The organism is Polyangium sp. 6x1 (genome assembly GCF_029946515.1).
Taxonomy (GTDB): Bacteria; Myxococcota_A; Polyangia; order Polyangiales; family Polyangiaceae; genus Polyangium.
In genome coordinates, this window is record NZ_JARZHH010000002.1 from 230967 (window position 1) to 252425 (window position 21459).

The 21459-nt window shown below is 69.1% G+C and carries 20 protein-coding genes; 13 read left to right on the forward strand and 7 right to left on the reverse strand.

What is annotated here, in order from left to right:
• Positions 1–3: 3 nt before the first annotated feature.
• Complete coding sequence (locus tag QHF85_RS03870; RefSeq protein WP_281325669.1) at positions 4–843, reverse strand: hypothetical protein; 840 nt, start codon at positions 841–843, stop codon at positions 4–6.
• Between the two features lie 204 nt (positions 844–1047).
• Between QHF85_RS03870 and QHF85_RS03875 the strand changes: the two genes are divergently transcribed.
• Complete coding sequence (locus QHF85_RS03875) at positions 1048–2688, forward strand: ATP-binding protein (protein ID WP_281325670.1); 1641 nt, start codon at positions 1048–1050, stop codon at positions 2686–2688.
• Between the two features lie 9 nt (positions 2689–2697).
• On the opposite strand, the gene QHF85_RS03880 is transcribed toward QHF85_RS03875, so the two are convergent.
• Complete coding sequence (locus QHF85_RS03880; protein ID WP_281325671.1) at positions 2698–3918, reverse strand: hypothetical protein; 1221 nt, start codon at positions 3916–3918, stop codon at positions 2698–2700.
• Between the two features lie 448 nt (positions 3919–4366).
• Between QHF85_RS03880 and QHF85_RS03885 the strand changes: the two genes are divergently transcribed.
• Complete coding sequence (locus tag QHF85_RS03885) at positions 4367–4933, forward strand: hypothetical protein (RefSeq protein WP_281325672.1); 567 nt, start codon at positions 4367–4369, stop codon at positions 4931–4933.
• Positions 4934–4957: 24 nt separating this feature from the next.
• On the opposite strand, the gene QHF85_RS03890 is transcribed toward QHF85_RS03885, so the two are convergent.
• Positions 4958–5914, reverse strand: coding sequence for an AraC family transcriptional regulator (locus tag QHF85_RS03890; protein ID WP_281325673.1), 957 nt, complete (start codon positions 5912–5914; stop codon positions 4958–4960).
• Between the two features lie 165 nt (positions 5915–6079).
• On the opposite strand from QHF85_RS03890, the gene QHF85_RS03895 reads away from it, so the two are divergent.
• On the forward strand, positions 6080–7177 hold the full coding sequence (locus tag QHF85_RS03895) for a Gfo/Idh/MocA family oxidoreductase (protein ID WP_281325674.1): 1098 nt from the start codon (positions 6080–6082) through the stop codon (positions 7175–7177).
• A gap of 22 nt (positions 7178–7199) precedes the next feature.
• Here the strand turns inward: QHF85_RS03895 and QHF85_RS03900 are convergent, their stop codons facing one another.
• Complete coding sequence (locus tag QHF85_RS03900; protein WP_281325675.1) at positions 7200–8183, reverse strand: ArsA-related P-loop ATPase; 984 nt, start codon at positions 8181–8183, stop codon at positions 7200–7202.
• A gap of 100 nt (positions 8184–8283) precedes the next feature.
• Here QHF85_RS03900 and QHF85_RS03905 point away from each other — a divergent pair, with 100 nt between their 5' ends.
• The 4 genes from QHF85_RS03905 (at position 8284) to QHF85_RS03920 (ending at position 12350) form a co-directional block, all read left to right on the forward strand.
• Positions 8284–9060, forward strand: coding sequence for a phosphoadenosine phosphosulfate reductase family protein (locus QHF85_RS03905; protein WP_281325676.1), 777 nt, complete (start codon positions 8284–8286; stop codon positions 9058–9060).
• Between the two features lie 200 nt (positions 9061–9260).
• The gene (locus tag QHF85_RS03910) at positions 9261–9920 is read left to right on the forward strand and encodes an HAD-IB family hydrolase (RefSeq protein WP_281325677.1); all 660 of its coding nucleotides are present in this window, start codon (positions 9261–9263) and stop codon (positions 9918–9920) included.
• Positions 9921–9954: 34 nt separating this feature from the next.
• Positions 9955–11580, forward strand: coding sequence for a lactate racemase domain-containing protein (locus QHF85_RS03915; RefSeq protein ID WP_281325678.1), 1626 nt, complete (start codon positions 9955–9957; stop codon positions 11578–11580).
• 98 nt (positions 11581–11678) lie between these two features.
• Complete coding sequence (locus QHF85_RS03920; RefSeq protein ID WP_281325679.1) at positions 11679–12350, forward strand: beta-phosphoglucomutase family hydrolase; 672 nt, start codon at positions 11679–11681, stop codon at positions 12348–12350.
• Positions 12351–12373: 23 nt separating this feature from the next.
• Here the strand turns inward: QHF85_RS03920 and QHF85_RS03925 are convergent, their stop codons facing one another.
• Together QHF85_RS03925 and QHF85_RS03930 are read right to left on the reverse strand one after the other, a co-directional pair.
• On the reverse strand, positions 12374–13423 hold the full coding sequence (locus QHF85_RS03925) for an aldo/keto reductase (protein WP_281325680.1): 1050 nt from the start codon (positions 13421–13423) through the stop codon (positions 12374–12376).
• A gap of 55 nt (positions 13424–13478) precedes the next feature.
• Complete coding sequence (locus tag QHF85_RS03930; protein WP_281325681.1) at positions 13479–14111, reverse strand: hypothetical protein; 633 nt, start codon at positions 14109–14111, stop codon at positions 13479–13481.
• A 95-nt stretch (positions 14112–14206) separates the two neighbouring features.
• On the opposite strand from QHF85_RS03930, the gene QHF85_RS03935 reads away from it, so the two are divergent.
• From QHF85_RS03935 to QHF85_RS03945, 3 genes are read left to right on the forward strand one after another with little or no spacing between them, the layout of a single operon-like run.
• On the forward strand, positions 14207–15469 hold the full coding sequence (locus QHF85_RS03935) for an HEXXH motif-containing putative peptide modification protein (protein ID WP_281325682.1): 1263 nt from the start codon (positions 14207–14209) through the stop codon (positions 15467–15469).
• 8 nt (positions 15470–15477) lie between these two features.
• Positions 15478–15957 carry a hypothetical protein gene (locus QHF85_RS03940; RefSeq protein WP_281325683.1) on the forward strand — a complete coding sequence of 160 codons (480 nt, stop codon included), beginning with the start codon at positions 15478–15480 and terminating at the stop codon, positions 15955–15957.
• 41 nt (positions 15958–15998) lie between these two features.
• The gene (locus QHF85_RS03945) at positions 15999–16886 is read left to right on the forward strand and encodes a right-handed parallel beta-helix repeat-containing protein (RefSeq protein WP_281325684.1); all 888 of its coding nucleotides are present in this window, start codon (positions 15999–16001) and stop codon (positions 16884–16886) included.
• Between the two features lie 33 nt (positions 16887–16919).
• Here the strand turns inward: QHF85_RS03945 and purB are convergent, their stop codons facing one another.
• Positions 16920–18221: an adenylosuccinate lyase gene (gene purB / locus QHF85_RS03950; protein WP_281325685.1), complete on the reverse strand. Its 1302-nt coding sequence runs from the start codon at positions 18219–18221 to the stop codon at positions 16920–16922.
• A gap of 131 nt (positions 18222–18352) precedes the next feature.
• On the opposite strand from purB, the gene QHF85_RS03955 reads away from it, so the two are divergent.
• Genes QHF85_RS03955 through QHF85_RS03965 form a run of 3 tightly spaced genes read left to right on the forward strand, consistent with a single transcriptional unit; the run spans position 18353 to position 21423 of the window.
• Positions 18353–19882: a serine/threonine-protein kinase gene (locus QHF85_RS03955; protein WP_281325686.1), complete on the forward strand. Its 1530-nt coding sequence runs from the start codon at positions 18353–18355 to the stop codon at positions 19880–19882.
• Positions 19854–20813, forward strand: coding sequence for a hypothetical protein (locus QHF85_RS03960; protein ID WP_281325687.1), 960 nt, complete (start codon positions 19854–19856; stop codon positions 20811–20813). The genes QHF85_RS03955 and QHF85_RS03960 overlap by 29 nt, the downstream gene beginning before the upstream one ends.
• A gap of 13 nt (positions 20814–20826) precedes the next feature.
• A complete protein-coding gene (locus QHF85_RS03965) occupies positions 20827–21423 on the forward strand; it encodes a hypothetical protein (protein ID WP_281325688.1) in 597 nt (198 codons plus the stop codon).
• Positions 21424–21459 lie beyond the last annotated feature (36 nt).

Here is a 21459-nt window from a genome sequence, read left to right on the forward strand (position 1 = left end):
CCGTCATTTGAAGAAAAACCCGACCGACAGCTCCGTGTTCCAGCGGATGTCGCCGATGATGCCCACCTCGCCGGTGACGGACGCGAAGAACCACTTTCGCACGTGCGCCCGCGCGCCCGCGCGCCCCGAGAACGCGAAGCTCACCGCCCCGTAATCGGCCGAGTAGCCGTCGATCGCGAGCTCGGTGTCCACCCAGTGGACGCCGCCGAGCAGGTCCGCGAAGATCGCGACCTTCGTCCACGCGTACTCGGCGCCGATCCCGAACCGCAGCTCCTTCGCCGACAGCGACTGCACCGTCACCTCGCGCTGCGTGCCGCTCACGTTGTAGAACGCCTTCGAGTCGCTCACTTTGTAGGTCGGGAACGGCACGTCGAAGCCCACCGTCATCCGGATGTGGCTCATCACGAGGCGCAGGTCGTACCGGAGCCCGAGCACCGTCGCGACGTCGAAGGGCGCCTTGACGAACGGGTCGACGAGCCCGCCGCCGCCGATCCCCTCGGCCGCGCCCTCCTCGAACTTGAAGGACGTCTTCGAGTACGACCGCTGCCCTGCGAGGAAGCCCATCGTGAACTCGAAATGGTCTCCGTTGGCCCAGCCGTCGGACTCCTCGTCCTCCTCGGACGAGGGGGGCGGGGGCGGCGTGGGTTGCTCCGGCACCTGGAGCGTCTGTTGCGGCGGCGGGGTCGGGGGCGGCGCGGCCACCTCCATCGGGTCGGCCTTCTTGTCGCCCGGGGGCAGCGGGTCGGGCGCGGACTCTGTCTGCGCGTGCGCGAGGGCGGGCGCGGCGAGACCGACGAGGGCGAACGCGGCGAAGGACAAGGCGAACGTAGAAGATCGACACATACGGAGCGGTTCCTTCCAGGGCGCATCGTAGCCGAGTCTCGACCGCGAAACACCCTCGAGCGAGATGCCGTGAGGCCGCCCAAGCAGGAAGCGTCCCATGCCGCGTCGCCGAGCGATTGCGATTTTCTACGAAACGCGCATTGACTCGCTGCGCCAGGTGCTCGATCATCGAAAGACGCCCAAGGAAAACGGGAGGGACGCTCGATGACCCAGCAAGACCCATGGACGCGGCTCGCGGACGAGGCGCTGGAAGGACAGGGCGCGCTGGAAGCGGAGCGGCGGTTCCACGACCTCCTCGAGCGTCTCCCGGCGGCGGCCTATACCTGCGATTCCCAGGGGCTCATCACGTTCTTCAATCGGCCCGCCGAGAAGGTCTGGGGGCGCGCCCCCAAGCTTCGTCACGAACGGGATCGTTATTGCGGTTCGTTCCGCCTGTTCACCCCTGAAGGAGAACAGATCCCCCACGACCAGTGCTGGATGGCGAGGGCGCTCCAGACGGGAGAGCCGCACAACGGCTTCGAGATCGTCATCGAGCAGCCCTCCGGCGAGCACGTGGTGGCGCTCGCGCACGCCAATCCGGTGCGGGATCGTCACGGCCATTTGATCGGCGCCGTCAATGTCCTGGTCGACATCACCGACCGAAAACGCGCCGAAGAGGAGCGCCGTGAGCTCGAAGCCAGGGTGTTCCACGCGCAAAAGCTCGAGAGCCTCGGCGTCCTCGCGGGCGGGATCGCGCACGATTTCAACAACCTGCTCACGGTCATCACCGCGCAGGCGAGCCTCGCCATCGCCGAGGTGTCGCACCCGTCGCCGCTCTCCGCGATGCTCCAGGAAATCACGATCGCGGCCGAACGCGCCGCCGAGCTCGCCCGGCAAATGCTCGCCTATTCCGGTCGGGGCACGTTCGTGACCCAGCACGTGCGGCTCGATACCGTCGTGCGCGAAATGGCCGTCCTCCTCCGGACGATCGTATCGAAGGGCGCGACGCTGGAGCTCGATTTGTCGAGGGCGTGCGTCGACGGAGACGCGACCCATTTGCGGCAGGTCGTGATGAACCTCATCACGAATGCCTCGGACGCGCTCGAGGGCAAGCCCGGCGTCCTCCGGCTCCGCACCGGCGTGCAAAAGCTCACGGCGCCCCGGCAATCGGCCTGCATGACCGACCCCATTCCGCCCGGCGATTACGCCGTCGTCGAGGTCGAGGATTCGGGCGAGGGGATGAATGAATCGGTCCTCCCCCGGATCTTCGATCCGTTTTTCACGACGAAGATCGGGGGGCGCGGCCTCGGGCTCGCCGCCGTGCTCGGCATCGTCCGCGCACATCGAGGCCTCGTCGACGTGACGAGCCGGCCGGGCCACGGGACGACGTTCACGTTGCTCCTGCCGAGCGCCGTCGAGCACGTGTCCACCATGCCCCGCGCGAGCGACGAGCCTCCGCCGAGCTGCGTCGGCTCGTACGGCACGATCCTCGTGGTCGACGACGAGGACGCCGTTCGTCGCGTCGCGCTGCGGGTGCTCGAGCGCGCCGGCTACCGTGTCCTTCTGGCCTCGGACGGGCGCGAAGCAACGCGCATCTTCGGCGAGCGTCGCCACGAGATCAGCGCCGTCGTCGCCGACCTGACCATGGGCGAGATCGGCGGCATCGAGCTCATCCACGCGCTGCGCGCGATCCACCCCTCGGTGCCCGCGCTGCTCATGAGCGGCTACAGCAGCGAGGACTCGGCCTCGATCTCGGCGCTCGGCGTGCCGTTTCTCGCAAAGCCGTTCACCGCGAACATGCTCGTCGCCGGCGTGCAAGAGGTGCTCAGCGGCCGCGGCGCGAACGCGGGTATTTCGGCGGCGTAGGAATTTGGATCAGCCCGCCCGGAAAGGCAGCTTCGCGCGCGCCCGCGCCGCGGCCTCGCGCTGCGCGGCGACCGCCGCCGACTCCTCCACGCGGTACGACGCCGGCGCGCGCAGGTACGTCACCGCCTCGGGCAAGGTCGCGCGCGCCGCGATCGATCGATCCCGCCCGAGCGACGGCGCCTCCGGCCGCTCGAGCGCGCGGCCCTGTCGCACCCGCGGCCGCGACAGCGGCGCGAGCGTCGTCGCCCCGAGATCCTGCGCCGAGCGCATCCGCTCCGCCATCAGGTGCACCACGTCGGCGACGAGCCTGCCCGCGTTGTCCGTGTAACGCACGACCATCTTGCGACCCGGGCGCGGCGCCGTCTCGTCGCCGAGATCCGCGGGCGGCACGGCCCACGCGCCGCCTTGCTCGAGCGCCACGAGCTCGCACCGCATCGGCAGCGCCCGCGCCTCCGCGTCGTCGAGCCCGCGCGCGATCCACCCGCCCGCGCGACGCCCGCGCCGCTTCGCCTCGATCAGCATCGCCTCCTCGTCGTCGCCCGTGCCGAGGTCCGCGAGGTCGTCCGTGTCGAGCGCGCCCCAGCCGTCGACCACGGTCGTCTCCAGCGATGGCCCCGTCGGACCGAGGACGAGCCCGGGGCTCGCGCGGAAGGGCACGCCGAGCGCCATCGCCGCGATCACGTTCGTCGTGGCGCTCGCCCCGCCCACGTACGCCGCGCGCGCGACGAGCATCGACGCCTCGGCCCCGGCGGCGTGCGCGCTCGACCCGTCGATCACCGGATCGCCCGCGGCCGCCTGGTGCAGCCGCGCCGTGCGCGTGGCGATCGCCGTCGCGCGCCGCGCCGCTGCGCGCAGGAGCGAGGCGAGCAGCGACGCTTCGAGGAAGGGCCCTTCCACGGTGGCGATGGGCGCGCCGGGGAAGGCGATCGTGCCGTCGGGGACCGCGTCGAGATCGATCGCGGGCACGAGGTGGGCGAGCCTCTGCGCGAGCGCGTCCGAGAAGCCGACGAGGCTTTGCGCGGCGGCGACGGCGGCGGGATCGATGAGCGGCCGACCGAAGAGCTCGAGCGAGCTCTCGAGCCCGGAGACCACGAGGAAGCCGGTGTGCGGGGGCGCGGCGCGGAACGAGAGCTCGAAGCTCGCGCGGCGATCGGCGAGCTTGGCGTCGAGCAGACGATCGGCGTCGAGCAGCGCGCGGCCATCGAGCAGCAGGGGGCTACGGTGCGGCATCCCTCCAAAAGGACGCGCTCGCTCGCCCTTGTCAACCGCCCCACGTGCTCGAAAAGGGTTCTTTGGTGGCATGGCCTCGGGATCGCCGTCGTGATACCCCGGCCTGACGGCGACGATCCTGGCCCGCGCCACCCCAAGGAAGCGTCGTGCCAACCTGGGTCCAGTCCTCGTGGGATGCCCTACGTCGCTCCACGGCGGACCTGAAAGGGTGCAATCCGCAGGCCTTTCACAACTGCAAGGGTCACCCAGGCAAGCTGGTGCAAGGCGACGAAAATTCGTCACGAAGGGCTTGGCCCAGGGGTTGCTCTATCTCTACGCGAGCGCCTGCTCCGGTCCCCCCCCCCGCCGTCGAGTAGGCGCTCACTTTTTTTGTCTCTCGCATCGTTGCTCCGCGAGAGCGTTGTTCTTTCGCGTCGCGCTATCTTCGGCTTCGGAGACGGAGGAGCGGATGCGCGACGCGTGGACGTGGTGGAGAAGCGTGGCCGTGCTGGGCCTGGCCCCGGCGATTGGGTGCCTCTCGCTCTCGACGGGTGACGGAGGCCAGGGCGGCAGCGGCGCGGGGGGTCGCGGCGGCGGCACGGGCGGCCTCGATGGCGTGCCCGGGGGCGGCGGCGCCGGTGGCGCGGGCGGCGACGAGAGCGGGGCGGTCACCGCGTCGTCGTCGTCCTCATCGAGCGGGGCCACGTCGTCGAGCAGCAGCAGCGGTGGCGGCGCCGGTGAGAACGGCCAAGGGTGCACCGAGGCGATGGATTGCGTGAGCGGCTTTTGCGCGGACGGCGTGTGCTGCGTCGTGGCCTGCATGGGCACGTGCGTCTCGTGCGCTCGGCCGGGCAGCGTCGGCGAGTGCACGTTCCTTCCCGCGCAGGAGGAAGATCCGGGGACGTGCACGATCACGAGCGCCTGCAATGGCGCCGGCGCCTGCAGGCTCAAGAATGGCCAGAAGTGCACGCAGAATGCGGATTGTCTGAGCGGCAATTGCCTTGGCTCGGGCGCGAACAAGAGCTGCGCTCCCTGATCGGTGTTTCCTTCGGCGAGACCGTCACCTCGGTCCGGCCGCGAGCCCGGTGTCCCCTTGGCGCTCCTCGAGCCGACGTCGGAAGGCACCGGGGGTCTCGCCCAGGTGTCGCTTGAAGGCTTTCACGAAGGCGCTGTCGGTCTCGTAGCCGACCGCCTGCGCGATCGCGCTCGTGCCCATGTCGCCCCCCGCCAGGAGCTGCGTGGCCTTGTGCATGCGCCAGCGCGTCAGATAGGTCAGCGGCCCCTCGCCGACGACGGCCTTGAAGCGCGCCGCGAACACCGAGCGCGACATGCTCGCGAGGTGCGCCAGGCTCTCGACCGTCCAGGGTTTTTCCGGGGTCTCGTGCAGGCGTTGCAGCACGACGCCGATCTGCGCGTCGGTCAAGGCGCGTAGCCAGCTCGCCCGTTCGACGGGCAAGGACGCCACGTGCGTTCGCAGCGCTTGCACGAACAAGACCTCCGAGAGCCGGCTCGCCACCGTCTCGTAGCCGGGTTGTTCCGCTTCCATCTCCGAGGCCACGAATTGCAACGTGGATTCGAGCCACCGCGCGGCGACACCGCCGTCGCCCTTCACGTGGATCAGCGCCGGCAAGCTCGCGATCAGCGGGTCGAGCGACGTGCCTTCGAAGAGGAAGCAGCCGGAGACGAGCGTGGTCGGGGCGCCCGCGCCGCCGTGATGCACGAGCCCGCCACAACGCCCGCCGCGTATCGCATAGATCTCGGCGACCGGCATGGCCCGCGTCCCCGGAGCATCCCGGAGGACATGGGAGCAGCCGCCCAAGAGGAAGACAAAATCCCCTCCCGAGAGCGGGATGCGCGCGCCGTCGACCTCGAGCAGGCAGCTCCCGCGCGAGACCGCGTAAAACAGAGCGTGCGTGGGCTTTTCGACGCGCATGCCCCACGGCGCCCGCATCTCCAGCCGCCCATACACCTTCGTCCGCAAGTGAAGCCCGCGCAGCACGTCCGCGAGAACGTCCATCGTCCCTCCGTGTCGGACGATCGAACCACAAATACGGACGCGATGCCAATGATCGTCCGAGGACCTCGGATTACGGTCTCCTCCACGCCATTCGATGCGAGAGGGGCGGGACGAGGGCCCGGTCCTCGGGGCACGGGTGCGCCTGAAAGAAGGGATGGAGAGCTCATGAGCAAGACGGGGACGTCGAACAAGATTCGCGTGGGTATCGTCGGGGCAAACCCGGACCGGGGCTGGGCGTCGCATGCGCATGTGCCCGCGCTGAAGGCGCTACCCGCCTACGAGGTCACGGCGGTGAGCACCACGCGACGAGCGAGCGCGGACGAGGCCGCGCGACGCTTCGGGGTGCCCCACGCCTTCGACCGCGCCGAGGCCCTGATCGAGCATCCGGACGTGGATCTCGTCGTCGTCTCCGTCCGCGCACCGCTGCACGCGGGGATCGTGCGCGCCGCGTATGCCGCGAAGAAGCACGTCTTCTGCGAATGGCCCCTCGGCATCTCCCTGGACGAGACCGCCGACCTCGCGCGCCGCGCGGAGTCCGCCGGCGTCCGTACGTTCGTCGGCGTGCAGCGGCGGTTTGCCCCGGGCGTGCGTTACCTCCGCGATCTCCTGGCCGAGGGGTACATCGGCAAGCTTCGCTCCGTCACGCTCCATGTTTCGGTGCCGCACCTCGGCCCGCGGGTCCCCGAGGCCCTCGCGTATACGACCGACGCGAAGAACGGCGCGAACGCGCTGTCGATCATGGTCGCGCATTACCTCGATACGGTGCTCGCCGCGGTGGGCGACGTGAAGAGCCTCTCCGCGGTGGTCGCGCGGCAGTTCGACCAGGCGACGATCCTCGAGACGGGCGAGACGCTGCCCATCACCGTGCCGGATCAGGTGCGCATCCACGGGACGCTGCAGAATGGCGCGGTCCTGTCCGCGCACATCGAAGTCGGCAAGCGCAATGGCGGGGAGATCTGGGCGACCTTCACGGGCACCGAGGGCGACCTGCGTTGGTCCCACGATTTCACCGTCTCGGGCGCACGCGGCGACGGCCAGCCGCTCGAGCCGCTGCAGATCCCCGAGCGATATCGATCACCCGCCCAGGGGGATCTGAACGACGACGCCTATCAAACGGCGCATCTCTACACGGCGCTCGCGAAGGATCTCGCGGAAGGGACGGAGGTCGTCCCGACGTTCCGGGAGGCCTGGAAGCTCTACCGGCTGCTCGACGGCGTCGCGACGTCCTCGGCGACGGGCCAGCGCTTCGAATCGAAAGCGTGAGCGGCCCGCGGGAAAGGCCGGCCTAGAGCAGGTTCGCGAGGAGCTTCGTGCCCTCCACCGTCGACGCCTCGTCGAAGAGGTGCGGCAGCGTGATCCGCGGCAGATCGATCTCCTTCGCGATGCGCTCCAGGCTCTCGGCCTGCACCTTCTCCCGCACCGCGCGCCGCGCCCCCGCCACGAGCGCGCTCTCCGCCGTGCCCTCCGTTTGGCCCGGCGCTTCAATCGTGAGCAAAGACGTCTCCTGCGCGAGCCGCTCGCGCTCCTCGGGCGAAAAGAGCGGCGTGAGGACCGCGTTCACCACGAGGCGCAGGACCGGCAGGGTGAGGTCGTCCTTGATCGCGTCGACGAGCTCGATCGTCTCCTGCGTCGGCATCTCCTCCGGCAGCGTGACGACCACGATCCCGCTCCGCGCAGGGTCGCGGAACATCGCCCACGCCTCCTCGGCGTCGCGTCGCAGGACGCCCGGCGGCACCACGTCGAGGATCACCTTCGGCACGCGCATCATGTCGAGCCCGTGGCCCGTCGCGGGTGCGTCGAGCAGGACCACGTCGAAGCGCGGACGGCCGTCGGGGGCGAGCTCGGTCGTGTGAAACCACGCCTTGCCGAGCATCGCCCACTCGTAGAGCCCGGGCACCGCGCGGAAGAAGGTCTTCGTGTAGCGGTTGTCGAAGACGGCGTGCGCCACGCTGCGCACCTTGAGGACCATCTCCCCGTACTCGGTGAGCGCCTTCTCGGGCGAGATGTTCACGGCCCACACGCCCTCGGCGACGGGCATGATCTCGTCGCCGATCGGCTTCGTCCCGAGGATCGCCGAGAGCCGCTCTTTCGTGTTGCAGAGCGCGACCAGGACCCGCTTGCCCTCCCGCGCCAGCGCCACCGCGAGGGCCGCAGCGAACGTCGTTTTGCCCACGCCCCCTTTGCCCGTGATGAAGAGGAAGCGGCGCCGCCCGAGGTCATCGACGAGCCGCCCCGGCGCGTGGCCTTGCGAGGGAGAAGAAGGGGGCATGCGATCCGGCGATCCTCTAGGCGACGAGGAACGGAAAGGCAACCGGCTTCTGCACGCCGAGGCCAGGCGAGCCGAGCCAGGCTCTGCTACCTAGAGGGGCATGCGCGTCACCGATGCGGGCCTCGAGGCCCTGAACGGGCGTCTCGCGAGCGCCGCGCCCCTCGATGTCCTGCGTTTCGTGCACCAAACGTTCGGCCGGAGAGCCGCGATCCTGACGAGCATGCAGCGCGCCGGCACGTGGCTCTGCCGGCTCGCCGACCAGGCCGGGCTCGACTTCGACGTGCTCTTCGTCGACACGGGCGTCCTGCACGAGCAGACGCGCGCGACGCGGGACGAGCTCGCGCGGACGCACACGAACCTGCGGGTGATCACGCTCTCTCCGACCCGCACGTTCGCCGAGCAGACGGCCGAGGAGGGCCTGCTTTACCTCTCGGTGGAGGGCCAGGAGCGCTGCTGCGATCTGCGCAAGACGGCGCCGCTCCACGCGCTCCGGGGCCGCTACGACGTGCTCGTCTCGGCGCTGCGGCAGGGCGAGGGCGGGGCGCGCAGCAAGGTGCGGCCTGTCGGGATCGACCTCGCGATGGGCGCCTTGCGCGTCCACCCGCTCGCGCACGTGACGAACGAGGCGCTCGACCAGGCGATCGCGGCCGATCCCGGCGTCGTCGTGAACCCGCTGCACGCCATGGGATTTCGCACGATCGGCTGTTTTCCTTGCACGACCCCGGTCCTGCCCGACGAAAGCGAGCGCGCCGGCCGCTGGCGGCATTTGGCGAGCGTGCAGTATTGCGGGATCAATCCAGTGGACCGCGGCGTCGCCGAGGGCGGGATCGAATTGGACGATCGTTATGCCGAGGCGCTCTCCGGCGCCGGGGCGTAGGCGGACAAACACTGTCCACGCCGCCCATCCGCCAACTTGGTCTTCCTGTCAAGAGCATCCATCGTGTGGGATGACGCTCCTGTCTGGGTCGCGAAAGCGCGAGGTGAGGGCCGAGCGGACCGAGAAGTTCCGGCGCGAAGCTCCTTTCGCGTCACCTTTGACTTGACGAAAAGCCTTCGAGAGGTGATTCCGGGACGCAAATGGCAGCGAGCTACTTCGACGTGGACGGCACGCTGATCCGCACGAACCTCGTCCACCCCACGCTCTATTACGTCCTGAACCAGAACACGCCGCTGCACAGCCTCGCGAAGCTCGGCGGGGCGCTGGTGAAGGCCCCGTGGCTGGTGTGGGCCGAGACGCGCGACCGACGCATCTTCAACGAGCTGCTCTTCACGTCCTACGGCGGGATGAGCGAGGACCGGCTCGTGGGGCTCGCGGTCGAGACGTTCGAGCGCGTGATCAAGCCCAACATCTACCCCGGCGCGCGGGACCTCGTGCAGACGAGCCTCGACAAGGGGCACGACGTGGTGCTCGTGTCGGGCGCGCTCGACTTCCTGATGCGCCTGCTCGCCGAGCACCTCGGCGCGACGGACGTCATTGCGAACCGCCTCGAGATCAAGGACCGCTTCGCGACGGGCAAGCTCCTGCGCCCCGTGGTCGCGGGCCCCGAGAAGTCGCGGCTCATTCGCGAGCACGCCAAAGACCGCGGTCACGACCTCGACGAGTGCTTTGCTTACTCCGACAGCTACTCCGACGTCCCCATGCTCAGCATCGTCGGCCACCCGGCCGCCGTGAACCCGGACCGCAAGCTCTCCCTGCTCGCGAACGCCTACCACTGGCCCATCATCCACGTCGACTGAAGCGGGCGGGATTGCCGCCGAATACGAGAATGCCATGAGCCATCCCTGTGTCGTGACGATCGACAGCCGCAGCGCACCCCGCGTCCTCTTCTCGGGCGACCGGCTCGTCGAGGTCGACCTGCCGACGGGCAGCCGCGTCATCTACCCGAAGCCGCCGCTGAAGCCCTTGAAGGACGTGGACGCGGCCATCCGGTACGCGATCAACCACCCGTACAACTCCGAGCCGCTCTACGCGAAGCTCCGGCCGGGGATGAAGGTGACGATCGCGATGGACGACATCTCGTTGCCCTTGCCGCCGATGAAGCGGCCGGACATCCGCGAGCGCGTCCTGACGATCGTGCTCGACCTGCTCGCCGATTACGGCGTCGACGACGTCGAGATCATCATCGCGACGAGCGTGCACCGGCGCATGAAGGACTGGGAGATCCGGCACGTCGTCGGCGACAAGATCTTCAACGCGTACTGGCCGAAGAAGCTCTACAACCACGACGCCGAGAACCTCGCCAACATGAAATACCTCGGCACGACCGAGGAGGGCGAGGACGTCGAGCTCAATCGGCGCGCCGTGGAGAGCGACCTCATCATCTACGTGAACCTGAACCTCGTGCCGATGGACGGCGGCCACAAATCGGTCGCCGTGGGCCTCTGCGGGTACCGGAGCCTGCGCGCGCACCACAATCCGCGCGTGATGCGGCAATGTTATTCGTACATGGACCCGAAATCGTCGGCGCTCAATACGAGCGTCGTGCGCATGGGCCGGCTCGCGAACAAGAAGCTCAACGTCTTCACGATCGAGACGACGATCAACAACCGGATGTTCGATACGCCGCTCGAGTTCCTCGCGAAAAACGAGGATGACCTCACGCGGACCGAGCGAAACGCGCTCCAGGCCCTCCGGTTCACCCTCGACAAGCTGCCGCAGCCCGCGCGCCAGGCGATCTTCCAGCGCGTGCCCTCGCCGTTCGGCGTGACGGGCGTGTTCGCGGGCGAGACCGAGGCGGTGCACGAGCACACGCTCCGGCGGAGCTTCGAGCAATATTGCGTGCCGGTGGTCGGGCAGAGCGACATTCTCATCACGGGCATTCCGTTCATCAGCCCGTACAACGTGAATTCGTTCCTGAACCCGCTGCTCGTGCAGGTGATGGCGAACGGGTATCTCTTCAACCTGTATCGCAATGCGCCCATGGTGAAGAAGGGCGGCACGATGATCATCATGCATCCGTGCACGGACCTCTTCGACAACGAGCACCACGCGCCGTACATCGAGTTCGTGCACCGCGTGCTGCCCGAGACGCGCGACGCGATGGAGCTGCACAAGATCTGGGAGCCGAAGTTCGCGAAGAACCCGGCCTACATCGAGATGTACCGATACGGTCACGCCTATCACCCGACGCACCCGTTCTTCATGTGGTACTGGGGCGAGGCGGGGCGGCAGCACCTCGGCCGGGTGATCGTCGTCGGCGCGGACAACGAATACATCCCGCAGCTGCTCGGCTGGGAGACGGCGCGGACGATGGATGAGGCGCTGCGAATGGCGAAGCAGACCGCGCCGCCGAACCCGGACATCATGGCGCTGCATTGCCCGCCGATCTTCATGGCGGACATGTCCGTGGAGAAGCAGCGCGCGCCGATTTCGGCATTGCCCGAATCGCAGGGCTGAGGGACGCCCACACCCCCCGAGCCCCCCTTTCCCTCGCGGGAGAGGGGGGGTTTGTTTTTCGAAAGGCGTTTCAGCGGCGATCTGCGCTAGGGTGACGCATGATCGAGGTCCTCCGCGCTGCCGTCTTCGACATGGATGGCACGCTCGTCGACAACATGGCCTTCCACAATCGCGCGTGGGAGATCGTCTCGGAGCGGCTCGGCGTGCCGACCACGGCCGAGCGTTTTCAGCGGGAATTTGCGGGAAAGAAGAATGAGGAGATCTTTCCCGAGCTGCTCGGGCGGGCGGTGCCGCCGGATGAGCTTGCGCGGCTCGCCGAGGAGAAAGAGGGGCTCTACCGCGCCACGTACCGCCCGCACCTCGCGCTGACGCGCGGGGCCGATGCTTTCCTCGAACGGTTGAGGCTCGGCGGCGTGCGGCTCGCGATTGCGACGGCGGCGCCGCTCGGGAACCGCGATTTCGTGCTCGATGGGCTCCGCCTCCGCGAGCGCTTCGAGCGCGTGGTGGGCGCCGAAGAGGTGACGCGCGGCAAGCCGTCGCCCGATATCTTTCTCCGCGCGGCGCAAGACCTCGGCGTGGCGCCGGCCGCGTGTGTCGTGTTCGAGGATGCGGCGAACGGCGTGCGCGCCGCGAAAGCGGCGGGAATGGTGGCGGTCGGGGTGACGACCGCGACGACGGCCGAGGAGCTACGCGACGCGGGCGCCGATTGGACGTCCGCGGATTTCGCGTCGCTCCCGGCGGCGCTGCTGGAGCGGCTCGGGCTCGTGTAGCCCTCGCAGGAGAGAAGGCGTTTTCAGCGCGGGCGCGTCGCGGCCGGCAGGTCGATGTCGTTCACGCGATCGCCGTAGACGATGCCGCGAATGCGGGGCGAGCCGAGGAAATCGTGCGGGAAGCCGAGGTCGATCCGGCTCACCTCGTTCAGGCGGCGGAGCTGGTCGTCATTGAGCGTGAAATCGAGGCCCGCGAGGACGTCCTTGATCTGCGACGCTTTGCGGGCGCCCACGATGGGCACGACGTTCGTGCCGCTCTGACGCACCCAGTTCGTCGCGACCTGCGCCGACGTCTTGCCGAGCTCGTCCGCGATCGTATCCACGGTCTTCGCGATCGCGAGGTTTTTCGGCGAGAGGCGTTGCTCGTTGCCCGCCGCGCGCTTCGTGTCCTCGGGCGCGCCGCCGCTGCGCGAATACTTGCCCGTGAGCACGCCGCCGCCGAGCGGCGCCCAGGGCGTCAGCGTGATGCCGAACGCCTCGGCCATCGGGATGAGCTCACGCTCCACGGTCCGCTCGATCAGGCTGTATTCGATCTGGAGCGCCGCGAACGGCGAGAGCCCCCGCAGCGTCGCGAGCGTGTTCGCCTGCGAGACGACCCACGCGGGCGCGTCCGAGATGCCGATCGACAGGACCTTGCCCGCGCGGACGAGGTCGTCGAGGCCGCGCATGACCTCCTCCACGCCCGTCGTGAAATCCCACGCGTGGACCCACAAGAGATCGATGTAATCGGTCCCGAGCCGCCCGAGGCTCTTGTGGACCGCCTGGACCATGTTCTTTCGCGAGTTGCCCGAGGCGTTCGGATCACCGTTCGCCGTCGTGAGCGTGAACTTCGTCGCGAGCACCCAGCGGTCGCGGTTCGTCGCGATGATCTTGCCGCAGATCTCCTCGGTATGGCCCTCGTGATACTTGTTCGCCGTGTCGAGGAAATTGCCCCCGGCCTCGGCGTATGCGGCCGCGACCTCGATCGACGTCGCCTCGTCCGCCCCGAATCCCCACCTGTCGCCGAAGCTCATCGTGCCAAGGCACAGCTCCGACACCTTGATCCCCGTACGACCCAAGAGCTTGTAACGCATGGTTCCTCCCGCGGATTGCGGATCGGGACGTGCGTACGCGCGCTCGGGCGCGGAATCAAGGGGAGGGCCGGTTTTTGGCTTCCTGTTTTTCTTTCCAGTATCCCGCGCCCACGCGGATCCCCACGAGGACGATCGCCGCGAGGCCGATGCCCGCCATGCGCGGAATCTCGAACGCGAGCCCGAAGATGAACACGAGCACGCCGAGCGCCACGCCGAGCAGCGGGCCCTTGATGCGCAGGTCGCGCTCGGCCTGCATCATCGCCGCCGTCGCCTTGTCGAAGCAAGCCTTGCAGCGCACCGCGTCCACCGAGACGCACCGATTGCAGAGCGCGGCGCGGCAGACCCCGCAGGCGAGCTTCGCCTCGGGCATGGCGCCCGGCTCCCGATACACCGCCTTGCCGCCCGGATGCGCCTCGCAGATGCCGTCCTTCGGCGGCTTGCGCCGCGGGATCGGGTCCTCCGAGGGTGGCACCTTCACGCCGTCGATCCAGATCTCGCTCCGCGCCACGTCGAGGTTGCGCACGCGCTTCAGCACGACCTCGCGCTTGCCGATCTTCAGCGGGTATTCGCCGAGCAGGTGCGTCGGGATCGTATTGTCGAGCATCTTCTCCTCGTCGACGAAGATGGTCAGGAAAGGCGCGCGGACGTCGACCTGCACCCAATGTCTCCCGATGGACCAGCCGGCCATGCGCTTCGGCTTACCACGGCGCCATCGCGGATTGAAGCCGCGCGCCGCGCCCCTTCTCGCTTGTCGCCTCGCGCCCTTTTGCCCACAATGGCGCCGTGCCTCCCGCCCTCGCCACGCGCCCGATCGAGCCGCCCGAGGACCTCACGATCCCCGCGCCGGGCTCGGAGACCGCCAAAGGCGTGCTCTCGCGCGCGCTCGGTCGCCTCGTGCCCGAGCTCTTCGTCGTCGGGCAGGGCGTCGCGCTCTCGCCCGAGGCGCGCGCCGATCTCGCCGTCTTTCAGGCGCTCACGCGCGACGTCGCGGGGAAGAACCCCGGCTCGCTCCCGAGCGTCCTTCGGCGTACGGCCATGGGGACGCTCGTCCGATGCCTGCGAACCCCGCGTCCCGATTCCGAGGCGCACGTACGCGAGCTCGTGGGGGTGTTTCTTTTGCACCTCGCGCGTGCCTCCGCGCTGCCGCGACGCATTCGGCAGAAAGCGCCGCCGAGGCAGCTCGTCTCCACGACGGCAGGCATTTCCATTGGTTTGCCCGAGGATACGCGTGCGGTCGTGTTCGAGAACGAGGGAAAGATCGTCGTGGAGCGCGCCGAGGGCGTCCACACGCTGAGCCTCCAGGCGCTCGAGGCGCAGCCGCCAGGGTATTCCGCGGCGCGCGGGGGCGTGACGGTGTCGCGGCCGTTTTTCCCGATCGATGGGGGCACGGTGCTCGCGCTCGTCGACACGAATCCGCTCGCCATGGTCGAGGCGCACCCCGACAAGGAGGGAAATGCGATCGACCTCGGCGGCAAGGACGTCGCGGAATGGACGACGTCGCTCGCCGCCGCGCTCGACCTCGTGCGGGAACACCTGCCGGACCTGCGGGGCGAGATCGAGCTCTTCGTGCAGCAGATCGTGCCCGTCGGATACCACGCCGAAAAACACCTCTCCGCGTCGTACCAGGAGGCGATCGGGACGATCTACATGTCCCTGCACCCGAGCCTCATGACGATGGCGGAGGCCGTGATCCACGAATTTTCGCACAACAAGATCAACGCGCTCTTCGAGATTGATTCCGTGCTCGAAAATGCGTTCTCTCCGCTCTACACGTCGCCCGTGCGGCCCGATCCGCGACCGCTCCACGGCGTCCTGCTCGCGGTCCACGCGTTCTTGCCCGTCGCGCGGCTCTACGAGCGCATGATCGAGGCGGGCCACCCGCTCGCGAAGGCTCCGGGATTTTCGGAGAGATTCGCGCGCATCCGGCAGATCAACGCGGAGGGAGCGGAGGTGGTCCTCGGGAACGGAAAGCCGACCCGCGTGGGCAAGGCGGTGCTCGACGAGATCCAGCGCTGGCACGATCACTACAAGAAAATGGACGGCTGAGGGGCCGCGTGCGTCCCGACGAACGGTTCCTCCGCGACACGTTCCGGGAGCAACTCGCGCGCCTGCGCTCCTTGCGGGTCGATCTGCGCACGCTCGGAGCGCGGGCCACCGAGGCGCACGCGGCGCGCCTCGCCGAGGAGTTCGTCGAGCCAGACCGGAGCGTCGCCTTTCGGGAGGCGCTCGATGGGAAGGGCGGGGCGGTCGACTTTGAAAAATGGCTGCGCCAGGACCGGCTCTCGCCGCGGGAGACGCGCGGCTGCCTCGAATGGCTCGCGGCCGGCGACGAGGAGCTCGTTTGCGTGCGGTTCGATCGCCGCGCCGGGTTCCCGGCCGTGACGCTCGTGGTGCGCACGCTCGACGAGACCTGGGCGAGCTCGTGGCCCGGCGTGTACGTGCATTTCGCGGCGGGACGAGCGCTCGCCGTGACGGTGCATTACGAGGTGTTCCAGTGTGAGCTGCGGATTGCGGTGGGATCGCCTTATCGGTAGGAGCGCTTCCTTTTCGCTTCCGCTTCGCATACGATCACGAAATGAAAAAGGCTCTTCTCTTTGCCCTCGTTCTTCCGCTCCTCGCGTGCGGCACGAGCTCCAACCCGATGACACCCGTCGACGGCGGCGACGGCGGAGCGGGCGGTGGCGCGGGCGGCGGTGGCGCGGGCGGTGGCGGTGGCGCGGGCGGTGGCGGTGGCGGGGGCGACCCGTGCTGGTCGAATCAACCGGGGCCCGACAATACCGGCGTCCCCAAGGGGACGGTCCTCACCCCGAGCGGATCGATCCAGGTGACGACCAACGGCGCGATCGTCGAGGACCTCGACATCCAGGGCGAGGTCCAGATCCTCGCCGACGACGTCACGATCCGGCGATGTCGGATCACGAGCGGCGACTACTACCCGATTCGCTACTTCGACAACGACAACAAGGGTCTCCTCGTCGAGGACACCGAGATCATCGGGACGAGCGCCGACGTCACCGCCGGGCTGTCGTTCTCGAACTACACCGCGCGCCGGGTCAACGTCCACGGCGGCGCCGACGGCTTCAAGGCGGACGAGAACGTGCTGATCGAGGATTCGTGGATTCACGATCTCGGCAATTATCCAGACCAGCACAACGACGGCGTCCAGTCGACCCACGGGCTGAACGTCCATCTCCGCTACAACCGGATCGAGGGCGCGAGCAACGCCTGCGTCCAGACCGGCGACGAGAGCGGAGATACGACCGACCTCCTGATCGAGTGCAACTGGCTCTCCGGCGGCGGCTATTCGCTCAATCTGCGCGGACAGATGCCGACCGGGATCAAGGTCCTCCGCAACCGCTTCAAGGGCGATTGGGGGTACGGGCCGTGGACGATCGACGATCCGAATCCGACCGTCGTCGGCAATGTGAACGACGCCGACGGGACGCCGATCGAATATCCGTGACATGCCCCGGCGAGCGGGGCCGGGACAGCGTCGTCAGGGCGCCGCGATCGCGCGGTCGACGATGCCGGAGACGTGCGAGAGCGCGTGGTCGAGGTCGAAGCATCGATCGAGCTCGGCCTGCGAGAGGCGCGCGCTCACGTCCGGATCGGCCGCGAGCAGGTCGCGGAACGTGCCCTCGCCGGCGAGCGCCTTCATCGCGTTGCGCTGCACGAGCACGTACGCCTCCTGCCGAGGGAGCCCGTACGCGACGAGCGCGAGCAGCACGGCCTCGCTGAAGAAGAGCCCACCCGTGAGCTCGAGGTTCTTCCGGAGGTTGTCTTCGCGCACGACGAGGCCTTCCACGAGCGAGCTCGTTCGCTCCAGCATGAAGCCGAGCGTGGTCGTCGCGTCGGGCGCGATCATGCGCTCGACCGAGGAGTGCGAGATGTCGCGCTCGTGCCAGAGGGCGACGTCTTCGAGCGCGGGCAGGGCCGCGGCGCGCACGATGCGCGCGAGGCCGCAGAGGTTCTCGCTCAGGATGGGGTTGCGCTTGTGGGGCATCGCGGAGGAGCCTTTTTGCCCCTTCGTGAAGGACTCTTCGGCCTCGGCGACCTCGGTGCGTTGCCAGTGCCGCACGTTCGTCGCGAGCCGCTCGATGCCCGCGGCGACGAGCGCGAGCGCGTTGAAGAACGCGGCGTGACGATCCCGCGGGACGACCTGCGTCGCCACGGTCTCGGGGCGCAGGCCGAGCGCGGCGAGGGCCTGGGCTTCGATGTTCGGCGAGAGATGCGCGTAGGTGCCGACCGCGCCGGAGATCTTGCCGACGGCGATCTCGCTGCGCGCCTCGCGCAGGCGCGCGCGGCCGCGCTTCATCTCGGCGAGGTGGCCCGCGAGCGCGAGGCCGAAGGTGATGGGCTCGGCGTGGATGCCGTGGCTCCTGCCGATCATGGGCGTGCGGCGATGCTCGTCGGCGCGGCGCGAGAGCGCGACGACGAGGCCGTCGAGCCGCTCGAGCAAGAGATCGGCGGCGCGGACGAGCAGCACCGCGAGGCTCGTGTCGAGCACGTCGCTCGACGTCATCCCGCGGTGGAGCCACCGCGCGTCGGGCCCCGCGAGCTCCTCGACGTGCGTGAGGAACGCGATGACGTCGTGCTTGACCGTCCGCTCGATGTCCTCGATGCGCGTCGGGTCGAGCTTGATGTCCTTGCTGCGAAGCGCTCGGGCCACGCCGGCGGGCACGAGGCCTTCGGCTTCCATCGCCTCGCAGGCGGCGAGCTCGACGTCGAGCCACACGGCATAACGAGTCTCGGACGACCAGAGCGCAGCGAACGCGGGCGGGGTGTATCGCGGGATCATTCGCCGCGAAAGCTGGGAGAAGTCGCGCGCGCCGTCAAGCGGGCCGGGCCCGAGCGGCGCGGCAGGAAAGGCGACGGGCCCGGCCGGGCCGTGCTAGGCTCGGCTCGTACTTTTCAGGGGGCCATCGCTCCATGAGCACCGAGAAAATCCAGCCCGGACTCGTGATCGCCGGCCGCTACCGGATCGTCAAGCAGCTCGGCGAGGGCGGCGTGGGGGCCGTGTATCTCGTGCAGCACGTCCACACCGACGAGCGCCTCGCGCTGAAGGTGCTGCACAACGAGACGCTCTCCGATCCAAGCACGATCGAGCGGTTCCGGACCGAGGCGCGCGCGCCGGCGCGCATCGACAGCGACCACATCGTGCGCGTCACGGATGCCGACGTGGCACCGGAGCTTTCCGGCGCGCCGTTCCTCGTGATGGAGTTCCTCCGCGGGCGAGACCTGGCGGGCGAGGCCGAAGCGCGTCGGATCCTGCACCCGAAGGAGGTCGTGCTCTACCTGCGGCAGGCCGCGCGCGCGCTCGACAAGGCCCACGCGATCGGCATCGTGCACCGCGATCTCAAGCCCGAGAACATCTTCCTCAGCGTGCGCGAGGACGGCACGCCCTGCGTGAAACTGCTCGACTTCGGCATCGCGAAGCTCACGGGCGCCGCGTCGAGCGCGATGGGCGCGTACTCGAAGACGAAGACGGGCGCCGTCTTCGGGACGCCGCTCTACATGGCGCCCGAGCAGGCGCGGGCCCAGGCGCAGCTCATTGGTCCTCCTACGGATGTCTGGGCCCTCGGCCTCATCGCCGCGCGGCTCCTCCTCGGCTTCGATTACTGGCAGGCGGAGACGATCAGCGACCTCGTCGTGCAGATCGTGGTGGATCCGATCCCGCCGCCCTCGCAGAAGGGCAGCCCCTTCGGCCCGGCGTTCGACGCGTGGTTCTTGCGCTGTTGCAACCGCGACGCCTCGCAGCGCTTCCGCACGGCCGGCGAGACGATCACGCAGCTCGCCGCCGCGCTCGGCGTGGTCGAGGGGCCCGCGCTCGTGCTCGAAGTGACGGAGATCCTGCAGAAGGCGCAGGCTTCCGAGGGAGCGCCGAAGAACACGGTCGCCGGCGCGCCGATGCCGATCGCGCAGAGCGACGCGAGCGCGCGGCCCGTCTTCGCAAGCACGCCCGATCCGCAGAACCCGATGGCGCTGACCCCGGTGGGCGGCGGAGCCATCTCGCCGAAGACGGCCATGGGCGCGACCGTGCTCGCCGCTTCGACGGCCGTTCCGCTCACGCAAACGGGCAGCACGCCGAATGCGTCGGGCGGCAGCAAGGCCCCGATGTTCGCGGCGATCGCCATTGCGCTGATCGGTATCTTCGGCGGGGCCGTGATGTTCGGCGCGAAGAGCGGAAGCAAGGATCCGAAGGGGAACACGGCCGCCGGAGAGGCCGCCCCTCTGCCCCTGCCTGCGCCGACCCCGAAGGCCCCCGTGGCCGCGGATCCGCCGGCGATCGTCGAGCCCGCCGCGGCGGTCTCGGCCGAGCCTGCGGCCGCGCCGCCTCCCGCCTCCGCGAAGCCCGCCGCGCCCACGCAGACCCCTCCCTCGGGCCGCACGAAGCCGGCGCCGCCCCCAACCACCAAGAAGAAGCCGAACGATGACGACCTCATGTCCGGTCGCCGCTGATTTCGAGCGGCGGAGCCCTCTTCGTTTCATCGCCCCGGCCCTCTTGGGCGCGGCGCTCTCGCTCGCCGCGGCGCCGGCGCTCGCCGACGATCCGGCCGCGGCCGAGGCCCTGTTCCGGGTGGCCAAGGGCCTGATGGAGAAGAAAAACTACGCGGAGGCCTGCCCGAAATTCGAGGCGAGCTACAAGCTCGACCCGGCCGTCGGCACGAAGCTGAACTGGGCCGATTGTCTCGAAAAACAAGGCCTGCTCGCGCGGGCCTGGGCCGTGTGGGGCGAGGCGCGGGATCAGGCCAAACGCGAGGGCGACAAGCCGCGGGGGGACCTCGCCGCGCGTCGGCAAAAAGAGCTCGATCCGCGCCTGCCGCAATTGACGGTGCAGGTGAAGGGCAGCGTCGAGGGGCTCGCCGTCTATCGCGACGAGGTGAAGCTCGACCCCGTCACGTTCGGCGTGCCGCTGCCGGTCGACCCGGGCAAACACGTGGTGACGCTCCGGCGCGGCAAGGACGTGCTCAAAGAAGCGAGCGTCGAATCGAAGGAGAAAGGCAAGGACGAGGTCACGCTCGACGCGACCGATGTCCCGCCGCCGCCGCCCGAGCAGCTCACGCAAGCGCAGCCGTTTCCGGGCCCGGGCCCGGGGGACAAACCCAAAGACCAGGTCACCATGGTCCGCCGCAGCAAGGGCATGCTCGTCGGCGGCATTCTCCTCGGCATTGCCGGTGGGTTTGTCACGATCGGCGGGCTCATCGCGGTGGACGCTTCGCACGGCTCGCCGGGCGCGTGGGGGTTCACGGGCCTCGGCGCCGTGATGTTCGGGGGCGGCATCGCGATGGGCGTCATCGGCAACCAGAAGATTCCGCGCAAGCCCGAAGTGGCGTACGTGCCCGAGGTCTTCATCGGGCCGAGCTCGGTCATGGTGCGCGGAGCTTTCTGACGAGGGACGCGCCATGCGCCGAGGCATTTCCGCGATTTGCCTCCTCGCGCTCCCCGCCTGCGTCGCCCCCTTCGGGACGCCGCCGGTCGCCGTCTCCGTGGGCGGCGGGGTTCGTCTCGGCGCGCCGAAGATCAAATCGACGGACCCCGCAATGGTGCACGTCGACGTGGGCCTCAAGCCGCTCCAGCTCATCCGCGAATGGCAAAAGCGGCGCGCGGACATCAACCTCGGATACACGTTCGAGGCGGGCGCCGGGCCCAGCCGGCACGGCGCCTTCGCCGAGGGGACGGTCTTTCCCGTCGTGGATCGAAGCGGCCGGATCGGCATCTCGGCCCAGCCGCGGCTCTGGTACGAGCCCGGGACGGACAAGATGGGGCTCGGCATGGCCGCTCGCATCACAGGCGAGTTGACCACATTCGTCGACAAGCCGTTCTCGGGGAGCAGCTCGAGTGGCGCCGGCGCCGGGATTGCATATGGCGAGGCGGGTGCTGGCCTTTACCTCGAAGGCGCGTATGCGAAGATCGGGGAGCGGCCGAACGTGACGATCGGGCTCGGTCTGACCGTCCGCATTCCCGCCACGGCCGGCGTGGGCATTGGATTCCCACGCTGAGGTCGCCCGCGCCGCCCACGGCGGCCGGGCCCGTCT